This is a genomic window from Hyunsoonleella flava (genome assembly GCF_004310325.1).
Taxonomy (GTDB): domain Bacteria; phylum Bacteroidota; class Bacteroidia; order Flavobacteriales; family Flavobacteriaceae; genus Jejuia; species Jejuia flava.
In genome coordinates this window covers 524,477-546,101 of record NZ_SIRT01000001.1, presented here as the reverse complement: position 1 = coordinate 546,101, position 21,625 = coordinate 524,477, and the positions used below count along the sequence as shown (strand labels likewise).

The window sequence follows — 21,625 nt, the reverse complement described above, 5'->3', positions numbered from 1 at the left end:
ATAATGCATGCTACTACAGCATGTAAAAACCAAAACAAATCATCCGACGGCACCTATTATGAAGAGAATTACAACCCCATTGTTGCGAATTCAGTAGATAAAGATTTAGATAAAATAAAAAAAGAAGGTGTTTTAAGAGCGCTAGTAGTTTACAGTAGCACTAGTTATTTTTTGTATAAAGGTCAAGCAATGGGATTTGAATATGAGCTATTGCAACGTTTAGCGAAAGATCTTAATCTTAAATTAGAAATTGTAGTCTCTAATGATTTAGACTCTCAGTTTGAAGTACTTAATAGGGGTGATGTAGATTTAATTGCACATGGTATGACGGTAACGAACCAACGAAAGTGGGAAGTAGATTTTACTGAATACTTATACCTTACTAAACAAGTTTTGGTACAAAAAAAACCAGACAATTTTAGAAGTTTGTCTTGGAAACAACTAGAAAAAGCAATTATCCATAGCCCTATAGAACTTATAGGAGACACAGTATCTATTCGTAAAAACTCTGCATATTCCGAGCGCTTAAAAAGTTTATCCAATGAGGTAGGCGGGCAAATAGTAATTGATACTTTAGATAGTGCTTTAAGTACTGGAGAAATCATGGAAATGGTGGCCAACGGCGAAATAAAATATACTATTGCAGACGAAAATCTAGCCAAAATTAATGCTTCAAATCTTCCTGTTCTCGACATAAGTGTCCCTATTTCATTCTCACAGAGAATTGCATGGGTAACTCGAAAAAAGTCCAAGCACTTGAGAAAGGCGGTTAATGCATGGATACTAAAACATCGTAAAACCACTATATTTAGAGTTATTTACAACAAATATTTTAAGAATAAGCGCTCGTTTAAGCGACGAACTGATAGTGACTATTACAGTCTAAAAAATAATCAGATCAGTAAATATGACGATTTAATTAAAGCGCATGCTAAAACGCTTAATTGGGATTGGAGGTTATTAGCATCACAAGTATATCAAGAATCTAAGTTTGACCCGAAAGCAAACTCTTGGGCAGGAGCACACGGGCTTATGCAAGTAATGCCTGCTACAGCAAAAGAGTTAGGAATTAAAGACATTTCAAACCCCGATGAAAGCCTACGGGGTGGGACACTCTATTTAAAACAAATGTATGAACGGTTCAACACAATATCCGATAGCATAAACAGGATTAAATTCACATTAGCAGCTTATAATTGTGGTTATGGTCATATTCTAGATGCCCAACGCTTAGCCGAACATGATGGCTTAAATCCTCAAATTTGGACAAACCATGTGTCAAAAGCGATTAAAGGTTTAAGCGTGCCTAGAAACTACAGAAAATCATTTATAAAGTATGGCTATGTTCGTGGTTCTGAGCCAGCGAACTATGTACGGCAAATTTTTGACCGATATAGTCATTATAAAGAGCTCATTAGTTTGGAGTAACCATAATCACTTAAATAAATTTTAAAGTTTGGCTTCTACTATGGTTTCTAAAAGCATTCCGAAAAACAGTTTCTACAAAAGTAAATCTGCAAAATTTAACAATAATATTTTTTCAATTCTATTGATATTCTTTCTGAATTAAAATCCTGTAGCAGCAAATATTAAATAAACTCCTACGCTTTTTTCTTATAACACTTAAAAAAAAGATTGCCTATACTCTGGAAGGTGTTATGAATGTATTTTGGCGTTTTATTAACCCAAAATGTATCAAAAATGAAAAAAAATCTACTCTTTTTAACCACTTTATTAATTTGTGAAATACTGTTTTCGCAAACATTTACTGATAACTTTATTACGTATCAAGTTATAAGTAGTACACCACCTTATACTGTTCAGGTTACAGGTTATGACTTTACAAATGGTAGTCAGGATGTTACTATTCCAGCTACAATAAGTAATAATTCAATAACTTATACCGTAACTGTGATTGGTGACCAAGCTTTTCTTGGTAATACCGCAACTGGCGCACAAATAACCAGTGTAACCATTCCTAATAGTGTTACCTTTATTGGCTATCGCTCATTTCAAAGTAATTTATTGACTAGTGTAGTTATCCCAGACAGTGTTACACAGCTAGGAGGTTTAACCTTTGGAGAGAATCCACAGTTGTCAAGTGTAACACTTAGTGCCAATTTAACTGACATCGCTCAATTTTCTTTTGTTAGTTGTGCAATAACTAGTATTATTATACCAAGTTCTGTTACTTCAATAGGATCTAATGCATTTTCTAATAATCAATTAACTAGTGTTACTATACCTAGCAATGTTAATAGTTTAGGTACTAGGGCATTTTTTGGAAACCCTTTAACCTGTGTAATTTCACAGAATTCAACACCACCAACAATAGATACACCAACTGGCCCTAATACAAGTTCTGATACTTTTTTTGGGTCTAGATCTAATATAAACTTAACCATACCATCAAATACAGCGAGTGCATATGCAAATGCAACTTGGACAGGCTTTAATAGTGTAGCTGAAGGACTTACAGGTTCTTTTATAGTAGATAATATAACTTATAGCCCTATATCAAGTAATACCGTAAGAACCTCAGGATACAATACTGCAGGAGGATCTGATGTTGTTATACCCGCAACAGTAACTAGAGGTTGTGTGACATATGATGTTACAGAAGTTGGATTCTTTTCTCAAAAAAACCTAACCAGTGTTACAATTCCCACGAGTGTAATATCTATTTTGCCTGGTGCTTTTTCCAACAATCCCAACTTAACGAGTGCACCTTTGCATAATGCTATTACAAGTATTGGTGGTTTTGCTTTTAACAATTGTGGTTTAACCAGTGTAAACATCCCAACCAGTATGACTAGCATTGAAATTGGCTCATTTGGATCAAATAACATAACTACTGTTACAATTCCAGATAATATTACAAGTTTAGGGAATTCTGCTTTTCAAGTTAATGATATCTCAAATGTTGTACTTTCAAATAATTTAACTAGTATTGGAGATTTTACCTTTGAAAATAATAATATATTAAGTATTAGTTTTCCTAGTAGTTTAACTACTATTGGTCAAAGTGCTTTTATGAATAATGATTTAACTTCTGTAAATATTCCAAATGGAGTAACAGACATACCAGAAAGTGCTTTCTTGCAAAACAATATAACGAGTGTTACAATTCCAAATAGTGTCACATCTATCGGAACTGCTGCTTTTCGCTCAAATCAATTAACAACAGTAACTATTCCAGCCAGTGTAACTAGTATTGGAGATAGGGCTTTTAACAACAACCCTTTTACCGATGTTACCTCATTAGCCACAACACCACCAACCATAACTACTACAGGAGATTTTATGGATACCTTTGCTTCAAATCGTGGTACAATACACCTACACATTCCAGCAGGCACTCTTGCGGATTATGTAACAAATCCTGGAGCCTTATGGACAGGATTTAGCCCCGTTACTCAAGATGCCTCTTTAAGCACTTCTAGTTTTGAATTAGAAAGCGATATCAAAATCATTTCAACCTCAAATCAACTTGAAGTAAAACATTCCAATAGTATAAAATTAGAAACGCTGGCTATTTACAATATATCTGGCGCTAAAATTATTGAGGGCAAAAAAAGTACCATCTCTACCGAAGTGCTTTCAAACGGTATTTATATTTTAGAATTAAAATTTGATAAAGGCAGAATTGCAAAAAAGTTTGTAAAGTAGGTGGGTATGAACTACTTTACTTTTTAGGATTATCTGTTTTTTTACTAACCGTAAGCATTTTGCCCAATAGCTTACGGTTATTTATTAAATATATTGTTAATTAGCGTTTTTACGCTTAGTGCTTTATGAAAATATCTCTAACATTTGTTATTTCTTTACTTCTGTTTTTTTGCATCTCCAACATTGCCCTAACTCAAAATGCCAAGGTAGATAGTCTTAAATTGGAGCTTAAAAACAATCCACAAAAAGATACTACTAGAGTTCATTTATTAAATGCGCTTTCATATGGGTATACTAAAATTGATATCGATAGTGCTGATAAAATGGCTCAAGAGGCCTATGATTTATCAAAACAAATAGGTTACATAAAAGGTGAGGCAAAAAGCCTATTAAGACTGAGTTATAATCAACTAAAAAAAGCAAATTTAGGTGAGGCTGAAAATTTAGCGCTAAAAGCGCTTAAGTTATGCGAAAATATATATGATCAAGATTGTAAAATTTCTTGTTATAAAATATTAGGTGAGATAGCCTATTATGATAATGATATTGAAAAATCGAAGAACTATTACAAAAAGGTGCTTGATGACAATATTGAAAAAGGGAATTTACTGGAACAAGCTGATATGCTAAATAACTTAGGAATCCTAAGCTATAGAAAAGGAGATTTTGATGAAGCCCTTAGATTTTTTAAGGAAGCTTACGGTATAAGAGCAGAACTAGGTAAAGAAAAATTAAGCTTAGGTACTCTAAATAATATTGGTGCTATTTGCTTAAATCAAGGACGGTATAGAGAAGCTTTAGAATATTTTAATAAGTGTTTAACCATACATAGAAAAGACCAGAATAAACGTGGGATTGTGCAAGCTTCTTATAATATTAGTGCTGTGCACTATGAACTTAAACAGTATGACAAAACACTTAATTATTTAGAGGAAGCACTTCCGCTTTGTAGAGAGTTAAAAGATAAGCGCCAGATAGCTTCAGGCCTAATTAAGATAGGGACAGTTTATGCTGATTTAAAAGAATTTCCCAAGGCATTAGACTACATGACAGAGTCCTTACGAATAAGTAATGAAATTGAAGACAAGTCCGAACTCAGTGCTGGTCATTTTCAATTAGGTGATTTATATCTTTTAATGAATCAACCAGAGAAAGCTTTAAAACATTACTATACCTGTTTAGATTTAAGCAAAACTATTGAGAGTTCTATTTATATCTGTCATGCCAGCATAGGTTTGGCAAGATCCTATGTTGCACTTAATGACTATTCCAAGGCTTTAATCTACACTAAGAAAGGGAAGGAAATAGCAGAGGATCTAGAACTTTTAGTGCAGCAAAAAATGGTGTCAGATCTACTTGCAACGATTTACAGTAAAACGGGTAATTATAAAAAGGCATTTGAAAGCCATAAAAAATTTAAAACATTAAATGATAGCATTTTTAACAAAGAAAATATAGAGAAAATAACTCAACTAGAATACGACTATAAGTACAAACAAGCCCTAGATTCGGCTAATATTAGAGAATTAAAACTCACCAAAACAGTACTTACAACAACTCAAGATTTAGAAAAGTCGCAACGCAATTATTTATGGGCTATCATAGCTGTATTGCTGCTTTCAATTCTATTAGGTGCTTTTGTTTTTTATCAGAAGTTAAAAAATGCCAAATCCAAAACGCAAAATGTCATCATGGAACAGAAGCTATTGCGCTCTCAAATGACACCTCATTTTATATTTAATTCGCTTTCGGTATTGCAGGGCATGATATTAAATAAAGAACAACGGAAATCGGTAAATTACTTATCTAAATTTTCAAAATTACTTAGGATTACTTTAGAAAATTCCAGAGACAAAACCGTTTCGCTTTCGCAAGAACTCAAAGCCATTCAAAACTATTTAACGCTTCAAAATTTAGAAAATGATGCATACCAATCTACACTTTTGGTAGAAGATAGTATTGATGTTCCTAAATTTGAAGTGCCTCCTATGTTAATTCAACCTTTTGTGGAAAACGCTATAGAACACGCCTTTAAAGACAAACCAAAAGATAGAAGAATTGATATTCGCCTTAAATATTCAGAAAAAAAATTGATTTGTACCATAGCGGACAATGGTATTGGGTACACAGCTCAAAAAACCACAACTAATGGGCATAAAAAATCACTATCAACAGCAATAACCTCCGAGCGATTAAAAATATTATCTAAGGATTTCAAAATGGAGGGCAGTGTATCTATTGTAGATAGAAAAGCACATAATGAACAGGGAACTTTGGTAACTTTGGTAATTCCACATAAAATAATTTTGGTGTGATGAAAACACTACTGGTTGAGGACAAAGCATACATTAGAAAAGGGTTGCGCAATCTGCTAAAATCTATTACTTCAGATATAGAAGTGATAGGGGAGTGCGCCTCTGTAAAAGAAGCTGTAGTAGTCGCCAATGCCTGCAAACCAGAACTCATTTTTTTGGATATAAATCTTACTGATGGTAATGCTTTTGAGTTTTTAGAACAAACCGAACATCTAAATTTTAAAGTCATATTTATTACTGCCTATGAGGAATACGCTCTTAAAGCCCTTAAAAGTGGTGCAGTAGATTATATTTTAAAACCTGTGGATATAGAAGAGCTAGAAGCTGCGCTAAACAAAGTGAAACACCTTTCGGTAACAGACCAGAAAGAGCAAATTAAAACAGCCAAGGCGGTGTGGCACAACGATAGCTCTAAATTGGTACTATCGCTGCATGATAGTTTTCAAGTTATAGATTTAAACCAGCTTTTGTATTGCGAATCAGATAAAGGCTATACCACGTTTTATTGCGATAATGGTAAGAAGTATTTGGTTTCAAAAACACTTAAAGAGTATGAGGAGCAGCTCACCAAATCCAATTTTGTCCGTCCACATCAATCCTATATAGTGAACCTCAATTATATAGATAAATACGAAAAGTCCGGTACCATCTACTTAGAAAATGGAAAAAAAATCCCAGTATCTTCCAGGAAAAAAGACCACTTTGTTTCAGTATTTTTAAATTGGAACAAGCCCTAGTAAAACCTTAGTAGTAAAAAGCAATATCTATACAATAAGAAACAAATAGTGGTTATCAGAATTAACTAAATAAAGGCGTAACTTTGCAAAAAATAATTTGCTATTGTTAACTTCAAAGGTTTGACTACAAAAGACTATATATTCTACGCCTTAGTTTTTCTAAATATTGGTTTCGTAATTTTTGTTTTCGTTAGCCGGTATCTTACCAGAAACAATGCGCATCATCATGATGAAGATTCAGAAGATGGTTCAATTTAAAATCGATAAGCGCTTAAAAGGCTTCTCCATGAGCGCCGCCATATAAAAAGCGCCATTGATTAATTAGGGGGCGAATAATCTTGAATACTATCGAGATTGTTCGACTTTTTTATGCCACAACGTAATAGAAGCTAAACTTAACTTCTGTTTTTATTGCTCTTTACTACAAAAATAACCAGACCAATTACAACTACAGCCATAGCACCAATAATCCAATACAGTATAGCAGTGATGCTAGAGGCTACATTTTCACTAAGTATTGGCGTGCTAAAATTACCACTATTAGCTTCACTCTTAGGAATATAGATGTAGTAAGCCATGATTTGCTCTACCTCTTTAATTTTAGTGTAGTAATCTTCAAAATCCTCAGGTTTTACATAGCTGGTTTTATTTTGATATTCATAATTAAGATAAAGAATATCCTTTGAAGGATTCATTTTAGAAGTCATTGAAAAATCAAAACTTTTAGAGTTTACATTCACCTTATCTAACTTAAAACTCCAGCGTCTTGGTAATTTAACGGTAATCTGATGTTTTTTATGCGTTGGGTAATATAAGGCAAACGGTGTTTTTCGTTCTTTTTCATCAGGTATAACAAACACGTCCAAAATACTGTATGGATAAAACTCTACGCTAATGTTCTTATCGTTACCAACCATTGGTGTCCATAAATCGCTAATTTTATAAGACTCCTCAACCAGTATTTCATTTACCAAACTATCATCATCAAAAATGGGGTCTTTTAAAACTTCAACACCGTCATAAAGGTTATCATAATAATTCTTAAAATCTTTACTTAATGATGACAAACTGCTGGATTTATAGCGTGCCCGTATCACATCAGCTTCTGCTTCTTTATAAACTGTCATCGTATTTAGCGTACCAGAACCACCAACAGTGGGCAAATCATAAGTATCAAAAACTTCTACTAAATTTTCACTTTTAGGGGTAACCTGCTCTAAAGCTGTAGTACCTTTTTTAACCACTAAAGCTTTGCCATAATTTGGAAATGAAACCGATTTATAATTCCCAAACTGATTACTGTTAGTTGGGTCATAGAACAAATTTGTATCGGTGCTATCCACCACTTTTACAACCACATGATCAAACACTTTTGGTGAGGGTAAAAACTGGTGAAGTGATTCGCCATAGATGCTGTTAATCAGCACTGGGTAAGCCTTAATGCCCATATTACGAAGCATGGTCACCATAAGCCAACTTTTATCCTTGCAATCTCCAAAGCGTTGCTCAAGTACTTTATTAGGTGAAAAAGGCTTGTATGCGCCTATACCAGATTCCAAACCTAGATACCTAATGTCATCTTGTACAAATTTAAGAGTGGCAAAAATGCGTTCACCTTCATACTCTGAACTATTTTTTATTTGCTCAATTTTTTCCAGTAGTGCTTGAGATGGCTTTACGTTGTCTTGGTAAATTTTTAAAGCCCAATCTACCACAGCATCCCAACTTTTAAAATCACTAACAAACAGGTTGTGGTAGGGCATGTACCACATAGGTGTATTCTCTTCAAACTCTGGCGCTTCAGTTTCCATTGCATGCCACTGATAAGTAGTATACCCTTTATAACGTCCTATTTTTGGAGTAATATCAGAATTTAGGAGTTTGTACTGCAACTGCTTATCAGAAATAAGGTAATAATTAATTTTGCCTACAGGCTGAAAATCATTTAGTGTAGTCCCCCCAGAAAAATGAGTACCATGAATCGGGTTGAACCCTTTAATCGTATAGCTTACATCTAAAATGTCTCCGTTACGTATATCAGATAAATTAGCAATGGCATTAAGGCTACCGTCATAAATATAACTCTCTGCGTTAGATTCTTGCCGTATGCTCTGAAAATCGTTTACATTAAGCTTATTAATAGTCTCTCCATTTCTAATCACCGTAATGTTATGTAAAAACAAAGTTTGGTACGTAGGGTCGTAATTAATAGAAATAGCCGAACCATCCTGCACACCAACATTATCCGTTATTTTACGCACAACACGCAAGTAACGCTCTTGTTTAGGTATATGTATCTGCTCATCACTAAGCAATGTTAATAAGCCATACGATATTTCGTTTAAGTCTATCGCTGGGTTCTTTTCATACGTTTGTTGGATCACCCATTGCGGCGTATTACTAGTTTTAATCTGGGCATGCAACACGCAGAAACAAAAAATAAAAATAATGGTGAAAAAATGACGGGAATTAGTTTGGAAAGACATGCATAATAATTAGACTACAAATTAACTAAAAATATGGGCAAAATACGTCCACAACATCCCTTATTATACAAAATACCATTTTATACGCTAACCTGCAGAAGTGTGTACAGTAAAGGATATCAACTACTTTAAGTTTGAAGTCTGAAACTCCTTAGTATATGTATTTGGGCCTTCCCTTCGATGGTACCCTAGCGCGTTATATCAAACTTGCACGCTCGGGTCGGGCTGAAGTTTATCCTGAGCGTAGTCTGAGGGCTATATCTTTTTAAAAAAGATGTCATTGCGAGGAATTCACGACGTAGCAATCTCATATATTTAAGCACTTTAATACTTTCGTTATTCAAAGTTTAAAAAGGATGCCGTTGCAATTCCTAACGCGGGATATGTTTGCCAGTAGTGTTTTTCAACCCAAAAATTTTCGTGTATTTACAGAGGCCTCCAAACAGTTTCCGTTTATGACGAAAATCATAAAAAACCACGCTATGGTTTTATAATTTTAGTGTATTCTAAACTTAATAACAGTATCATGAAAAATTCAGCCCAATTAGTCATCAAAATAATAGGTTATAAATTGTGTATGCTTATCATGTTATTTGCAGTAATTGGCTGTAAAGAAGGCACTTCAAAAGATAAAACCACAAAAACCGAAACAGAGAACGTTGTAAAATTTAAAGACATCTTCTGGAACGTAAAAGCCATTCAGCCCAACGGTAAAAGTTTGGATATCAAAATTTTTGATAATGCAGGAAATGGATTCGATGTTAAGGCAGTTCAAAATTCCGAACAAGACCAATTGCTAGATGTAAAAGCATTTATGGAAGGTGAGCGTTTACCCGTTAAAATATTGGTTAGCAAAAAACAATTTAGCCCTGTAGTGGCCATTAGCCAAAAGGGCAACACCTACAAGCTTAAGGCCGTAACACCAGAAGGCGAGCAGCATCAAATTATAGGTGTTAGAAGGTTTGGTAATGTTGTAATTATGAAAGCTGTAACCCAAAAAGGAAAGTTCTATGCGGTAAAAGCCTTGTCACCTAGCGGAAAATCAAACGATATTAAGGGCATAAAAATTAATCCACAGGACAAGGAAATGAGTTTAAGAGGTAGCCAGATTTATGCCCACGTAAAAGCAATGCATCCTGCACCAAACGAAGATAACTTTGTAATGCCAAAGCGTAATATCACAAAGCCACCGTACAAGCCTAATTTTAAAAGAATTATTTGGAATATTAAAGCTGTAACGCCCGACGGTAAAAATCTAGATATCAAAGCCTTTGATGCCGAAGGTAATATGCTAGATGTAAAAGCTACACAGGATTCTAAGCAACATAGCCTTATGAATATTAGGGCATTCGAAGGAGAGGCAGAATTAGCTGTGAAAATAATGGATACCGAAGACGAACATGCGCCTGTTAAGGCCATAGGGGCAGATGGCACTATTTACGACGTTAAGGCCATAACCGAAGACAATGCCACACTAGAAATAAAAGGCATCAGTCGCGAAGGTAACATCGTTAATGTAAAAGCTGTAACTGAAAATGGCGACTTATATGCAGTAAAAGCCTTTTCGCCAGATGGGAAGCTTAACGCCGTAAAAGGCATCAAGATTTTTGAAAGAAAAATTGAAATGCGGGTTAAAGGTAACCCTGTGTATGCACACTTAAAGGCTATTAGTCAATAGTTATAATTAAAGCATTAGTAATATGGAAAGCGAGGACTTAGTTTAGGTGCTCGCTTTTGCTATATCTGCAATTACAGAAACCACATCATAACCCACATTATGGCGTCTGCGTCGGGCGTAGTCGAGAGATAACTTGATTTGAATACGTCCGAATGATAAAGATCTGCTAGACCTTTTGAAGTAGGAGCGAGGTGTAGTGCGGGCAAAGTTATTACTAGAGTTTCTTGAAAAATTTATTCTCAAAAGTTTCTTCTGCAAGGTTAATGGCACACGCTTTTTACAAAGCGACGATAGGAGAGTAGTGGAATGTGTGTGCAATGGCTAAATAATTCAATATTAAAATTATCTTTGCAATAATCATAATTACTTCTCGCTGACCGTATACTATAAATATGCAATACTAATTACTTGTTTTTGGCTAAACACGCAATCTTTATATGCTCAAAATCAAAATATTGAATTAAAATTTAAATCACAAAAAGAGCGTCAACAAGACAGTATTAAAATAAATAATCTATTAGAATTATTTGATTTTTACTATCTACAAGAGAGAAATGTGGATTCTATGATGAATATTGCTAAAAAAGCAATTAAATTATCAGAAAAAAATAATTTTTTATCGCAATCAAGTACTGCTTATGGAGCTTTAGCTACTAGCTACCAACTGCATAATAAAATGGATTCAGCATTTTATTATAATACAAAAGCGTATAATGTTGCCAAACAATTAAAGGATTTAAATCTCGAGTTTTCTGCTTTACTACGATTAAGTCATTACTATTCAGACAACAACGACCCTGTTAATTCTATTGAATATGGTCTTAAGGCCTTAAAAATAGCAGAAGACGCCAATAACAAAAGTCAATTGGCAACGGCCTACTTTAAGTTATCTTATACGTTTGCGTACCATGATGATGATGACAAACAGAAATACTATTTAGATAAGGCTTACGACATTATTTTAGATAACACCATTGATGTGCCAGCAGAAACAAAAAACAATGTTTATACGCATATGGTGGATTTTTTTGAACGAAAAAGGTTTAAAAACCCAGATAGTCCTTTTCTAAAAGATTCGGTACTGTACTATGCAGAAAAGGGCATTAATTATGGTAAGTCTGAAAATAATGCTTCCCTTGTTGCCGACCTTTTAAGAATTAAAGGTAAAATGTATTTCATTGATGATGACGTTGAGGAAGCCAAGACATATTACAATGAAGCTCTAAAATATAGAGATAAGATAGATGCAACAAGTTTGCGTAATTTGTATAATACATTTGCCTACGTTTACTTAAAGGAAAATAATACTGAAGTAGCATTACGTTATAAAGATTCTATTTTACTCGATATTTTAAAAGAACCTAGTTATTATAAGAAAGGAGATAGATATTATTTGGCATACTATGTATGTAAAACAGCCAAAAGGCATGATTTGGCTCTTGAGTATCATGAAAAAATGACTGCAAATTTTAATAAAGCAAAAGAAGAAAAGCAAATAGAGGCTTTAAATGAACTGGAAATAAAATATGAAACCGAAAAAAAGGAAGCTGCACTTATAGCACAAAAACTAAACAATGAAACCCTAAAAAATACAGCCAGAACCATTTACTTCATTCTTGGTATTATTAGCTTGTTAGGCATAGGTATTTTAGGTTTCCTATTTTTCAAGAAAAAAAATAAAGTATTGGCATCAGAACTAAATTTGGCAAAAACTAAGGCTTCATTGCATAGGTCACAACTCAATCCCCATTTTATTTCAAACAGCATCAATGCTATTTATCCTTTTTTGTATGACAAGTCAGACCCTAATAAAGCCACAGCCTATCTATCAGATTTATCGCAAATGATGCGAAGTATCTTGGATTCTACCTTCGAGGCTAATTGGACACTTCAAGAAGAGCTAAAATTTATTGAGCAATATTGTAATATACAAGAGCTAAAAATGGATGTGCCTTTGCAACTGGAGGTTGTATGCGACGCATCTTTAAATTCGGCATTGGTACCGTCTTTAATTACCCAAACATTCATAGAAAATTGCTTTGTGCATGGTTTTGCCAACCAAACCAAAACAGCAGTTATAAATATTAACGCAACCAAGGAAGATTTTGGTCTTCAAATTACTATAACAGATAATGGAAGTTCTACTGCCAAGCCCAAAACAAAAAACCATAAATCACGATCTAACCAAATCGTAAAACAACGTCTTGAAAATACATATACCAAAAAGGAATTGCCTAAAAACTTTTTATATTACGGCTTTAAGGAACACACCTATCAAGTAATTATAAAACTACCGCTGATGTATTTATGAAAAAAATTGCCATCATAGACGATAATAAAGCTGTAAGGAGCTCAATAAAAAATATTATTGAACATAATTTTAAGAATTCTTTTGAGTTTGTCGAAGCAAATAGCGTCTTATCTGGGCATAAATTAATTACGGAAACAAATCCAGATATTGTGCTATTGGATATAGAAATGGGAGATGGCACTGGGTTGGATTTAGTTCATCTTTTTTCAGAAATACATTTTAAACTTGTTTTCATCACGGCGCATAAAGACTATGCCATAAAGGCCATTAAACATCGACCAGAAGATTATTTATTAAAACCCGTTAACCCTTTCGATTTAATAAAAGTGATTAATACCTTACAGAACGAGTTGAATACCTCAACATCGCCGATATCTAATAACATAAACAAAATTGTTATCAAAAATCAGGATACATCCATTTTGTTGGATGTTAACTCTATTATTCGTTGTGAGGCAGATGGTGCCTACACAAAAATTATTACTTCTGAAACAGAATACATGGCTTCAAAAAACTTAAAACATTTTACGGATTTATTGGAAGACAAAAACTTTTTAAGGGTTCATAATGCACATTTAGTAAATGCCAATTGTATTAAAATGCTTAATAGACATACACAAACAGGAATTACTATGGAAAATGGTGATAAAGTGCCAGTGTCTTCACGAAAAATAAAAGTGATTTCAAAATTTTTGGAGGCGTTAAGCTAATTGCTAATGCACGTATTGATATATAATACGCAGATATAAACTATAAATAGTCAGCTATAAACTAGTGCCTTTTTCCCTTGTAACAGATAGGTATTTTTAAGTCCAAATTAAACTTAAATCTATTTATTTTATGAAAAAAAGCTACTTCTTTATATTTCTGTCAATTGTTTTTTTAAGCCAATCAAGCGCTCAAATATCACAAGTAAAATTTATTTCTTCAAACGCCAAAACAAGCAGTATTACATCTACCAGTTTTGGTGTATTGTTTGTGGCAGATGACGACCCAAGTATTATAAACGCAGAACCATTTATAAGTGATGGTACAGAAACAGGAACTTATAAACTAAAGGAGATTAACAGTAATAACGTGCTTACAAATGCATCTGGCGTGTACATTTCTGATAATACAGAATATGTAGAACTAAACGGTTATGTGTACTTTGCTGGAGGGACTGCAAGCAACAACTTTGAACTTTGGAGAACAGATGGCACAACTGCTGGCACTACGCTTGTAAAAGAAATCAACAGCTCATCGGCGAGCAGTAGTTTCCCTTTATATTTAAATGTCTTAAATGGCAGCTTAATATTTTCTGCCAGCAATGGATTATCAGGAAGCAACAACGGAACCGAGTTATGGATTTCTGATGGCACTAGTACTGGCACAGTACTCTTAAAAGATATCTATCCAGGCACTGACAGCTCTGGGCCTTCAGATTTTTGCTTGCACGACAACAAGCTCTATTTTACTGCCAATAATGGCCCAAACGGAAGGGAATTATGGGTTACCGATGGTACAACTGCAGGTACACAAATGGTTAAGGATATGGTTGTTGGTTCTGGATCTAGCAACCCAAAATACACAACATCATATAATGGAGACCTATATTTTAGTGCAAACGGAGAATTGTACAAGTCCAATGGCGTAGTTGGCAATGGCGGTGCTCTTAAAAATATAAACACCTCTGGAAATAGCGCCCCAACTGGTTTTAAAGTTTATAATAACAGATTGTACTTTTCTGCTAATGATGGTGTTAATGGTAGAGAACTTTGGCGGACCAACGGAACCGTTTTTGGCACACAACTATTTAAAGACATAAACCCAAGCGGAAATTCCAACCCTGCAAATCTTACCATAGTAAACGGACTGCTTTATTTTAGGGCTGGTAATGGCACAAGCGGAAAAGAACTTTGGTCTACAGATGGCACGTCTGCAAATACTAGTATGATTGAAGTTCCTTCCATAGCAGAAATGAACCCAACCAAGCTTATTGATTACAACAACAAACTTTATTTTTTTGGAGATAATACAACAGGACAAAGAAAGTTGTGGTCGTCTGACGGAACGGTTTCTGGTACTGTACAAATTTCTGGCTCACCTACTATTATTAATGAGCGCAAAATGGCCGTACATAACAACGAGCTATATTTGGGAGCCAGCAACCTATATAAGTACATTGACCCATCCCTTTCTTCAGAAGAGTTTGAAAACAACTCCGTTTCATTATACCCAAATCCAGTATCCAACAAATTCACGATTAAGAGTAGCCAAAACATAGAACGCGTAGAGGTTTACAATGCTTTAGGGCGTCTGGTAAAAACATTTAGCAATACCGCAAATAGCAGTTATAATATTTCGTCTTTAAATAGTGGGCTTTATTTGGTGAAAGTATTGAGTGGCAACAAGATAAAAACGTTAAAGCTCATTAAAAACTAGTCACACCACATTTTTACTTATAAAAACCTATTTATTATGAAAATAAACCCGTTGTGCATTTTGATTTAAAGAAAAAAAGTTGTTCATCTTACTGATAATCAGTAAATTGTTTTATCTGTAAAACATTAACCATGAACAACTTAAATACAATTTACGAAAGAATATTGGAAGTTTTACGAAAAATATCAGAAGAACAATTATTGCACCATCAAAGGCGAAAGTCAAAGTTAAGCGACCTGGAACTGATTTATGCAAAATATCCAAATTATGACAAATGCTTAATTTAGTGGCAAAAGCCCGAAGACGAATGTTTCAACACCCACGTTCTAAATATTCTTATAACAACGGATTATTCTGGGATATTTTACATAGTATAGAATTATAGCTATCCAATGTTATGAAATACATTTGTACTATAATGTTCTCGCGTTATGTAACTTGAGCTTTGGTTACGTCCGAATGAAAAAGGTCTGGTAGACCTTTTGAAGTAGGCGCGAGGTGAAGCGCAGGCAAAGTTGTTACTACAGTTTCTGAAAAAATTTTATACCCAGAAGTTTCTTTACGATATTAATGAAACCGCTTTGCGGTTCACGAGCACTTATTTATTAAATAAGTGTGGTGAGAGTAAACACTTTTTATGCGACGACGCGGTCACTGAGCTTGTCGAAGTGTAGGTGGGAAGCGTAATGTGCGCGGAATGGCTTCATTTTATATATTTAAATTTTATATTTAGGCTTTCAATTATTTAGATAGTAATGGTAAGACAGTATTTCACAGTAATTTTTGTAGCAATTATATTTTTTACTAATAAATGTATTTCACAAAATGAGACTGTAAAAAGAGTAAAAGATGAAACAACTCTAAGGCAAAATGATAGTGTGAAAGTTGTTGAATTATTAAATTCCGCCAATTATTATTACCAAAATGAGTTTAACCTCGATTCACTTTTAGCTATTTCCACTCGTGCTGTTATTATTAGTAAAAAAAGTAATCTCGATTTACTTACAAGCAGAGGTTATAGTGCACAATCTATCACTCATCTACATCGCGGAACATTAGACGATGCCAAAATAGCTTTAGATAGTTCTTATTTATATGCTAAAAAGTCAAAAAACGATAAACAGATTATAAGTTCATTAACACTAATTTCTGGATATCATACTGAAGCAAAACAGTTTGACAAAGCCGTTGAAATTCTTATTGATATATTAAAAATAGCAGATAAAGATAATGATATAGCAACCCAAGCTTCTGTTTATAATAGGTTGACAAACCTTTACAGCAAACAAAATAACGAACCGAAGGTTAAAGAAAATTTAGATAAGCTTTCTCAAATCATAAAAAATCATCCTAACAAGGTTCCTAAAAATGTTCAAATCTATGTATTAGAAAGTTATGTGTACTATTTTGAAAAACGTTCTAAACGTGAACCCAATTCTAAAGCATTGCAGGATTCTGTTAAATATTACTATAATAAAGGTTTAGATTACGCAAAAACTAATAAGTTATTACAAAATCAAGGTAGTCTTCATGCCGTAATGGCCTCGCTCTATATTAATAAGGACCAATTTTTAGAAGCCGAACCATACATAAAAAAAGCATTACAATACAAGAACTATTTAGATAATATTGCTTTGAATAATATTTATGGTTCTTTACCTCATATCTCTCTTTATAAGAATCATGATATAGAGGCAAAAAAGTATGTAGATACTCTATTGTACCACGTTCCCAAATATAGTACAAATGATAGTATTCATGCGTATCATATAGCATACGAGATTAATTTTGCTTTGAGAAACTATAAAGAGTCTCAAAAATATAGTGCTTTAGAAAAACAGCTCAAAGACAAACAAGAAGCGATTAAACAAGCAAAAATAGTTGAAGAATTACAACTTAAATATGATACTGAAAAGAAAGACGCACTAATAAAAGCACAAACTTTAGAGCAGAAAGAACTCAAAAACAGGGCAAGAATTAATTACCTGTTATTTGGGTTAGGCTTTTTGGGATTGTTAGTGTTTGTAGTAGGTTACTATTTTTTGACAAAAAACAAATCGCTTGCGGTTAAATTAGATTTAGAGCAGACTAAAGCAGCATTATTGCAATCTAAACTAAACCCAAATTTTCAACCCAAAGAAAATGGAAATAATGTCAATGGCAATGGCAAAACAGTTGATAAATTATTGGTAAAAAGCCAAGATATTAGCGAGTTGGTAAATATTAACGACATTATTAGATGTGAAGCCGATGGCACCTATGCCAAAATAGTCACCACTAAAAAAACACTATTTTCTTCTAAAAATTTAAAATATCACGAAGATATACTGACCAAACATAATTTTATACGTGTACATAATTCACACTTGGTTAATGTAGATTATATTCAATCTTTTAATCGTCAAATCCAAGATGGAATGCAACTGCACAATGGGGATAAAATTCCTGTTTCAGCACGTAAAAAGAAAGAAATTAGCGAATTTTTGGATACGCTGAGTTAATTCTCTTTTTTTTTGAAAACATCACATGTATATTGTGTTTTTTATGAGAAATTGGGTGTAAAAGCTCTGTTTCATTGACTTTACACTTACAGCAAAATAGCATACACTTACAAAACAATCCTGTACTATTGCGAGTTAGCACAGTACAGTAATCTTTCATAGTAATAGATTTGAGTCCAAATCAACATTAAACTTAAAACCTATTTTATTATGAAAAACTTTACCCTTTTTACAATAGCCTTATTTTTTATTAATACCTCGTTTTCACAAATTAGTTTTGTAGAAGATACCTCTAATAGTTTTGCACCTGTAAGTTTGGGAGATGTTGCTTTTACCGATTACGATTTAGATGGCGACCAAGATTTATTAATTACAGGAAGTTCTACAGGAAACACGCCAGTTGCCATATTATATCAAAACGATGGCAATGGTAATTTTACTGAAGTAACAGGAACACCATTTCAAGGTATTTACAACAGTTCAATTGCTTTTGCAGATTTTGATAATGATGGAGATGATGAGCTTATTACCTCCGGATTAAATGCTAACGGTTTTAAACCAACTCGCTTTTTTGCAAATAATAATGGTAATTTTATTGAAGTTCCTGGTACATCTTTTATTTCTGTAGATAAAGGAGATATTAGTGTTGCAGACGTAAATAATGATGGAAATTTGGATTCCTTGTTGAGTGGTGAAGATGACTCAGCAAGTAATTTATCAGCAACAAAACTGTACGATAATAATGGTTCGGAAATTTCAGTTCCATTTAGTGTTGTAAGTAATGCCATAAAGTTTTCATCTACTGCTTTTGCCGATATTGATAATGATGGTAACCAAGATGTCATTTTAAGTGGTTTTAATACGGTAAACGGTAGTCAAATACTATTATATACTAATGATGGAACTGGAAGTTTTTCACAAGTAAGCACAATACCTTTTTTAGCGGTAACAAATGGTGATATTCAATTTTTTGATATGGACAATGATGGCGATCAAGATGTTTTAATAGCAGGAGACAATGCCATTGGAAGAATTGCTAGACTATATTCTAATAATGGTTCAGGTGTATTTTCAGAAGTTACTGGAGCTCCCTTTATTGGAGTGGGAGGTACATCATCGCTTACAATTTTTGATGCCGATAATGATACTGATTTAGACGTTTTGATGAGCGGTTTAACACAAGGCGGCAGTTATTTAACGCGATTATACATCAATGATGGAACTGGAGGTTTTACAGGTCTTACAACCTTGCCTTTTGAAAATGTTAGATTTGCATCACTTTCTAATGCAGATGTCAATGGAGATGGAAAGACAGACGTTATAGTAACAGGCTTTAATGGTACTGCTAAAGTTAGCAAGCTTTACCTAAACACATCAACGTTATCAACGCAAGATTATGCTATTTCAAAAGTGAGCCTTTATCCAAACCCAACCAAAGAAAGCTTTACAATAGAAACAAACCAAAACATTGAAATCGTAAATGTTTTTGACTTACAAGGAAAATTAGTAAAAACATATAAAGACCATTTTACTAAAAACTACAAAATACACGATTTGCTTACAGGAGTATATTTTGTGGAATTAAAATCTGGAAATTCAGTCATCACAAAAAAACTAATTAAGAATTAGTGGTTAATCGTTTTTTTAATAAATATAAATTAGAATTATTTTTAGTATTCCTGTACTTGTTTATGGGAATACTATTTATTTTATAAGATATACTAAAGTTTTGTATAAAATCAAGTTTATGACCTCATAAAATTTTGGTCAAAACAATAGGAGAGAGGAGCGTTCATATTTTAGGCTATACAAATACAAGGCTCCAGAGGATGATTGTATTTGTAAGCAACACTTTACTAAAAGTCTACTTCTAATCGTATTTAGCTAATAATGTCCACTGCACATTCTCCAAACGCTAAATAGTCTAAAATATAAAAGGAAGCCAAAACGAAGCTTTTATACTGTGACACCTTACGAAGGAAGTATATTATGTATGGAATAGAAAATTAATAATATTCAAGAATATAAGTCAGTTACATATTTATAAAAGTTATACTGCTCTTCTTCTTTTCTTTTTCTTAGGCTTATTTATAGCTATACAGTGAAATCCACCACCATATCTATTTAAATCTACACAATCTAACATAACTATTTTTTTTCCTGGAAAAATACTTTTAAATGTATTTTCTGTCTCTAAATCTTTAGAAATAGCTTCTTGTTTTTAAGAACTGCCCATAACAAGGTACAATAACTTTGTTTTTGGCTATAATAAAGTTTAAATAACGGTTTGAGCGTACATAGCTAAAGGTTGCTTCAAAATTTTTTTCTTCTTCAAAGAGTAGGGGAGCTATAGGTATTCTAATAATATGTAAAGGTTTTCCGTCTTGGTCTAAAGAGTTTTTGAGGATATTATAATTTTCTTCTAGACGTTCATTAGCTAATTTTAAAATAGGATTAGTAAAGGCTTCATCAGGTTTTACCTGAGCAAGCAAAACGGTATTTGGAGAAATAAATCTACAAAAAGTATCTATGTGGTCACCAGCTCCATTAGTAAATATGGAGTCCAATAGTGGCTTAATTGATATTACTTCATCTTGAGGAAGTCCACTTTTTAACCAAATAATTTTTTTAACTCCCAATTTCTTTTTCATTTCTTTAAATATTTCATTTTTGCTGAGATTTGGGTTTGCTGCTTGTTCGTGTTTTTCAACCATTATAGCAAGTCCTTTACCATTTAATTCTCTGGCACCACCAATACCAACTATATAAGAAGCCCTTAATCTTTCTTGCATTATAGTTTGGTACTCATAAGGAAAGATGTTTTCGGCATTTTTGTAATATTTAAAACTTAAAGACTTCATTTTTCCGCTTTTATTCATCAAAAATACAGGGCCAAAATCTCTAATCCATATCTTCTCATTCTGTATAGATTCTAGTTGAACATTATCCATGTTAACACCAACAGATGTAAGTGTATTAAATACACTATCCTTTAGAGTTGATTTAGGAACGTATAACGTAATATGATCATCTTCAGCTAGGTGCTTAATAAAATTAACATAGGTATTTGTATGACGTCGAGACCAAACTAATAAGTGCGATTCAGTGTCGTCAAAATCTGTAGTAGGTTGATAATCTTGATCAAAAAAGAAAAAAAACCAAGTAAAACTTGCTGCCATTACTAGGCAAACAAGTATAATTTTTTTTGTTTTCATTTAGGTATATCCCATCAATTAGGACTATTATAAATGTAAATATAAATTTTATAGAAAATACACTTAAAGGCTATTTTTTCTTTTGAAAAAAGAATAGCCAATATTTAGAGTTTAAAAAAATTATAATCAGAAATTTCTATTTATAATCACAATAAAACGTGTACTTTTAATGTTATAAAGACATTTTATATAATGTCGGATTATAATTTCAAAATGAATTATAATGTTCTGCGTTATGTAACTTGAGCTTTGGTTAAAAACGAGAGTCGTTACTAGAGTTTCTTCAAAA

General features: G+C 33.2%; 14 protein-coding genes and 1 pseudogene. 11 read left to right on the top strand and 4 right to left on the bottom strand.

What is annotated here, in order from left to right:
* The first annotated feature begins 3 nt into the window (after positions 1–3).
* From EYD45_RS02245 to EYD45_RS02230, 4 genes are all read left to right on the top strand, one after another.
* Entirely contained in the window at positions 4–1,428 is a 1,425-nt protein-coding gene (locus EYD45_RS02245; RefSeq protein WP_233702491.1) for an MltF family protein, read from the top strand.
* Between the two features lie 273 nt (positions 1,429–1,701).
* The gene (locus EYD45_RS02240) at positions 1,702–3,669 is read left to right on the top strand and encodes a leucine-rich repeat domain-containing protein (protein ID WP_165453870.1); all 1,968 of its coding nucleotides are present in this window, start codon (positions 1,702–1,704) and stop codon (positions 3,667–3,669) included.
* A 125-nt stretch (positions 3,670–3,794) separates the two neighbouring features.
* Positions 3,795–5,984 (top strand): tetratricopeptide repeat protein, encoded by a 2,190-nt coding sequence (locus tag EYD45_RS02235; protein ID WP_130962709.1) that lies wholly within the window; start codon positions 3,795–3,797, stop codon positions 5,982–5,984.
* Entirely contained in the window at positions 5,984–6,721 is a 738-nt protein-coding gene (locus EYD45_RS02230; protein WP_130962902.1) for a LytR/AlgR family response regulator transcription factor, read from the top strand. Before EYD45_RS02235 ends, EYD45_RS02230 begins: the two co-directional genes overlap by 1 nt.
* A gap of 395 nt (positions 6,722–7,116) precedes the next feature.
* Here EYD45_RS02230 and EYD45_RS02225 read toward each other — a convergent pair whose 3' ends face one another.
* Positions 7,117–9,207, bottom strand: a complete 2,091-nt coding sequence (locus EYD45_RS02225; RefSeq protein ID WP_130962708.1) for a DUF3857 domain-containing transglutaminase family protein — start codon at positions 9,205–9,207, stop codon at positions 7,117–7,119.
* Between the two features lie 526 nt (positions 9,208–9,733).
* Here EYD45_RS02225 and EYD45_RS02220 point away from each other — a divergent pair.
* The gene (locus EYD45_RS02220) at positions 9,734–10,885 is read left to right on the top strand and encodes a DUF7486 family protein (RefSeq protein ID WP_130962707.1); all 1,152 of its coding nucleotides are present in this window, start codon (positions 9,734–9,736) and stop codon (positions 10,883–10,885) included.
* A gap of 42 nt (positions 10,886–10,927) precedes the next feature.
* Here the strand turns inward: EYD45_RS02220 and EYD45_RS02215 are convergent, their stop codons facing one another.
* A complete protein-coding gene (locus EYD45_RS02215) occupies positions 10,928–11,143 on the bottom strand; it encodes a hypothetical protein (RefSeq protein WP_130962706.1) in 216 nt (71 codons plus the stop codon).
* 307 nt (positions 11,144–11,450) lie between these two features.
* On the opposite strand from EYD45_RS02215, the gene EYD45_RS02210 reads away from it, so the two are divergent.
* From EYD45_RS02210 to EYD45_RS02190, 6 genes and pseudogenes are all read left to right on the top strand, one after another.
* Entirely contained in the window at positions 11,451–13,196 is a 1,746-nt protein-coding gene (locus EYD45_RS02210) for a sensor histidine kinase (protein ID WP_130962705.1), read from the top strand.
* Entirely contained in the window at positions 13,193–13,906 is a 714-nt protein-coding gene (locus EYD45_RS02205; protein WP_130962704.1) for a LytR/AlgR family response regulator transcription factor, read from the top strand. The genes EYD45_RS02210 and EYD45_RS02205 overlap by 4 nt, the downstream gene beginning before the upstream one ends.
* 130 nt (positions 13,907–14,036) lie before the next feature.
* The gene (locus EYD45_RS02200; RefSeq protein WP_130962703.1) at positions 14,037–15,620 is read left to right on the top strand and encodes an ELWxxDGT repeat protein; all 1,584 of its coding nucleotides are present in this window, start codon (positions 14,037–14,039) and stop codon (positions 15,618–15,620) included.
* A 131-nt stretch (positions 15,621–15,751) separates the two neighbouring features.
* Positions 15,752–15,868, top strand: a pseudogene (locus EYD45_RS17100) (IS982 family transposase); the annotation flags it as partial.
* A gap of 507 nt (positions 15,869–16,375) precedes the next feature.
* Entirely contained in the window at positions 16,376–18,121 is a 1,746-nt protein-coding gene (locus tag EYD45_RS02195; protein ID WP_130962702.1) for a LytTR family DNA-binding domain-containing protein, read from the top strand.
* Positions 18,122–18,331: 210 nt separating this feature from the next.
* Positions 18,332–19,750, top strand: coding sequence for a T9SS type A sorting domain-containing protein (locus EYD45_RS02190; RefSeq protein WP_130962701.1), 1,419 nt, complete (start codon positions 18,332–18,334; stop codon positions 19,748–19,750).
* A 421-nt stretch (positions 19,751–20,171) separates the two neighbouring features.
* Here EYD45_RS02190 and EYD45_RS17095 read toward each other — a convergent pair whose 3' ends face one another.
* Positions 20,172–20,330: an agmatine deiminase family protein gene (locus tag EYD45_RS17095; protein ID WP_130962901.1), complete on the bottom strand. Its 159-nt coding sequence runs from the start codon at positions 20,328–20,330 to the stop codon at positions 20,172–20,174.
* The gene (locus tag EYD45_RS02180; protein WP_130962700.1) at positions 20,323–21,336 is read right to left on the bottom strand and encodes an agmatine deiminase family protein; all 1,014 of its coding nucleotides are present in this window, start codon (positions 21,334–21,336) and stop codon (positions 20,323–20,325) included. Before EYD45_RS02180 ends, EYD45_RS17095 begins: the two co-directional genes overlap by 8 nt.
* Between the last annotated feature and the right edge of the window lie 289 nt (positions 21,337–21,625).

Bases quoted from the DNA above. Each gene is read 5' to 3' on its own strand.
- EYD45_RS02205 (WP_130962704.1), top strand. From the start codon at position 13,193: ATGAAAAAAATTGCCATCATAGACGATAATAAAGCTGTAAGGAGCTCA.
- EYD45_RS02240 (WP_165453870.1), top strand. From the start codon at position 1,702: ATGAAAAAAAATCTACTCTTTTTAACCACTTTATTAATTTGTGAAATA.
- EYD45_RS02210 (WP_130962705.1), top strand. From the start codon at position 11,451: ATGATGAATATTGCTAAAAAAGCAATTAAATTATCAGAAAAAAATAAT.
- EYD45_RS02235 (WP_130962709.1), top strand. From the start codon at position 3,795: ATGAAAATATCTCTAACATTTGTTATTTCTTTACTTCTGTTTTTTTGC.
- EYD45_RS02220 (WP_130962707.1), top strand. From the start codon at position 9,734: ATGAAAAATTCAGCCCAATTAGTCATCAAAATAATAGGTTATAAATTG.
- EYD45_RS02230 (WP_130962902.1), top strand. From the start codon at position 5,984: ATGAAAACACTACTGGTTGAGGACAAAGCATACATTAGAAAAGGGTTG.
- EYD45_RS02225 (WP_130962708.1), bottom strand. From the start codon at position 9,207: ATGTCTTTCCAAACTAATTCCCGTCATTTTTTCACCATTATTTTTATT.
- EYD45_RS02195 (WP_130962702.1), top strand. From the start codon at position 16,376: ATGGTAAGACAGTATTTCACAGTAATTTTTGTAGCAATTATATTTTTT.
- EYD45_RS02200 (WP_130962703.1), top strand. From the start codon at position 14,037: ATGAAAAAAAGCTACTTCTTTATATTTCTGTCAATTGTTTTTTTAAGC.
- EYD45_RS02190 (WP_130962701.1), top strand. From the start codon at position 18,332: ATGAAAAACTTTACCCTTTTTACAATAGCCTTATTTTTTATTAATACC.
- EYD45_RS02180 (WP_130962700.1), bottom strand. From the start codon at position 21,336: ATGAAAACAAAAAAAATTATACTTGTTTGCCTAGTAATGGCAGCAAGT.
- EYD45_RS02245 (WP_233702491.1), top strand. From the start codon at position 4: ATGCATGCTACTACAGCATGTAAAAACCAAAACAAATCATCCGACGGC.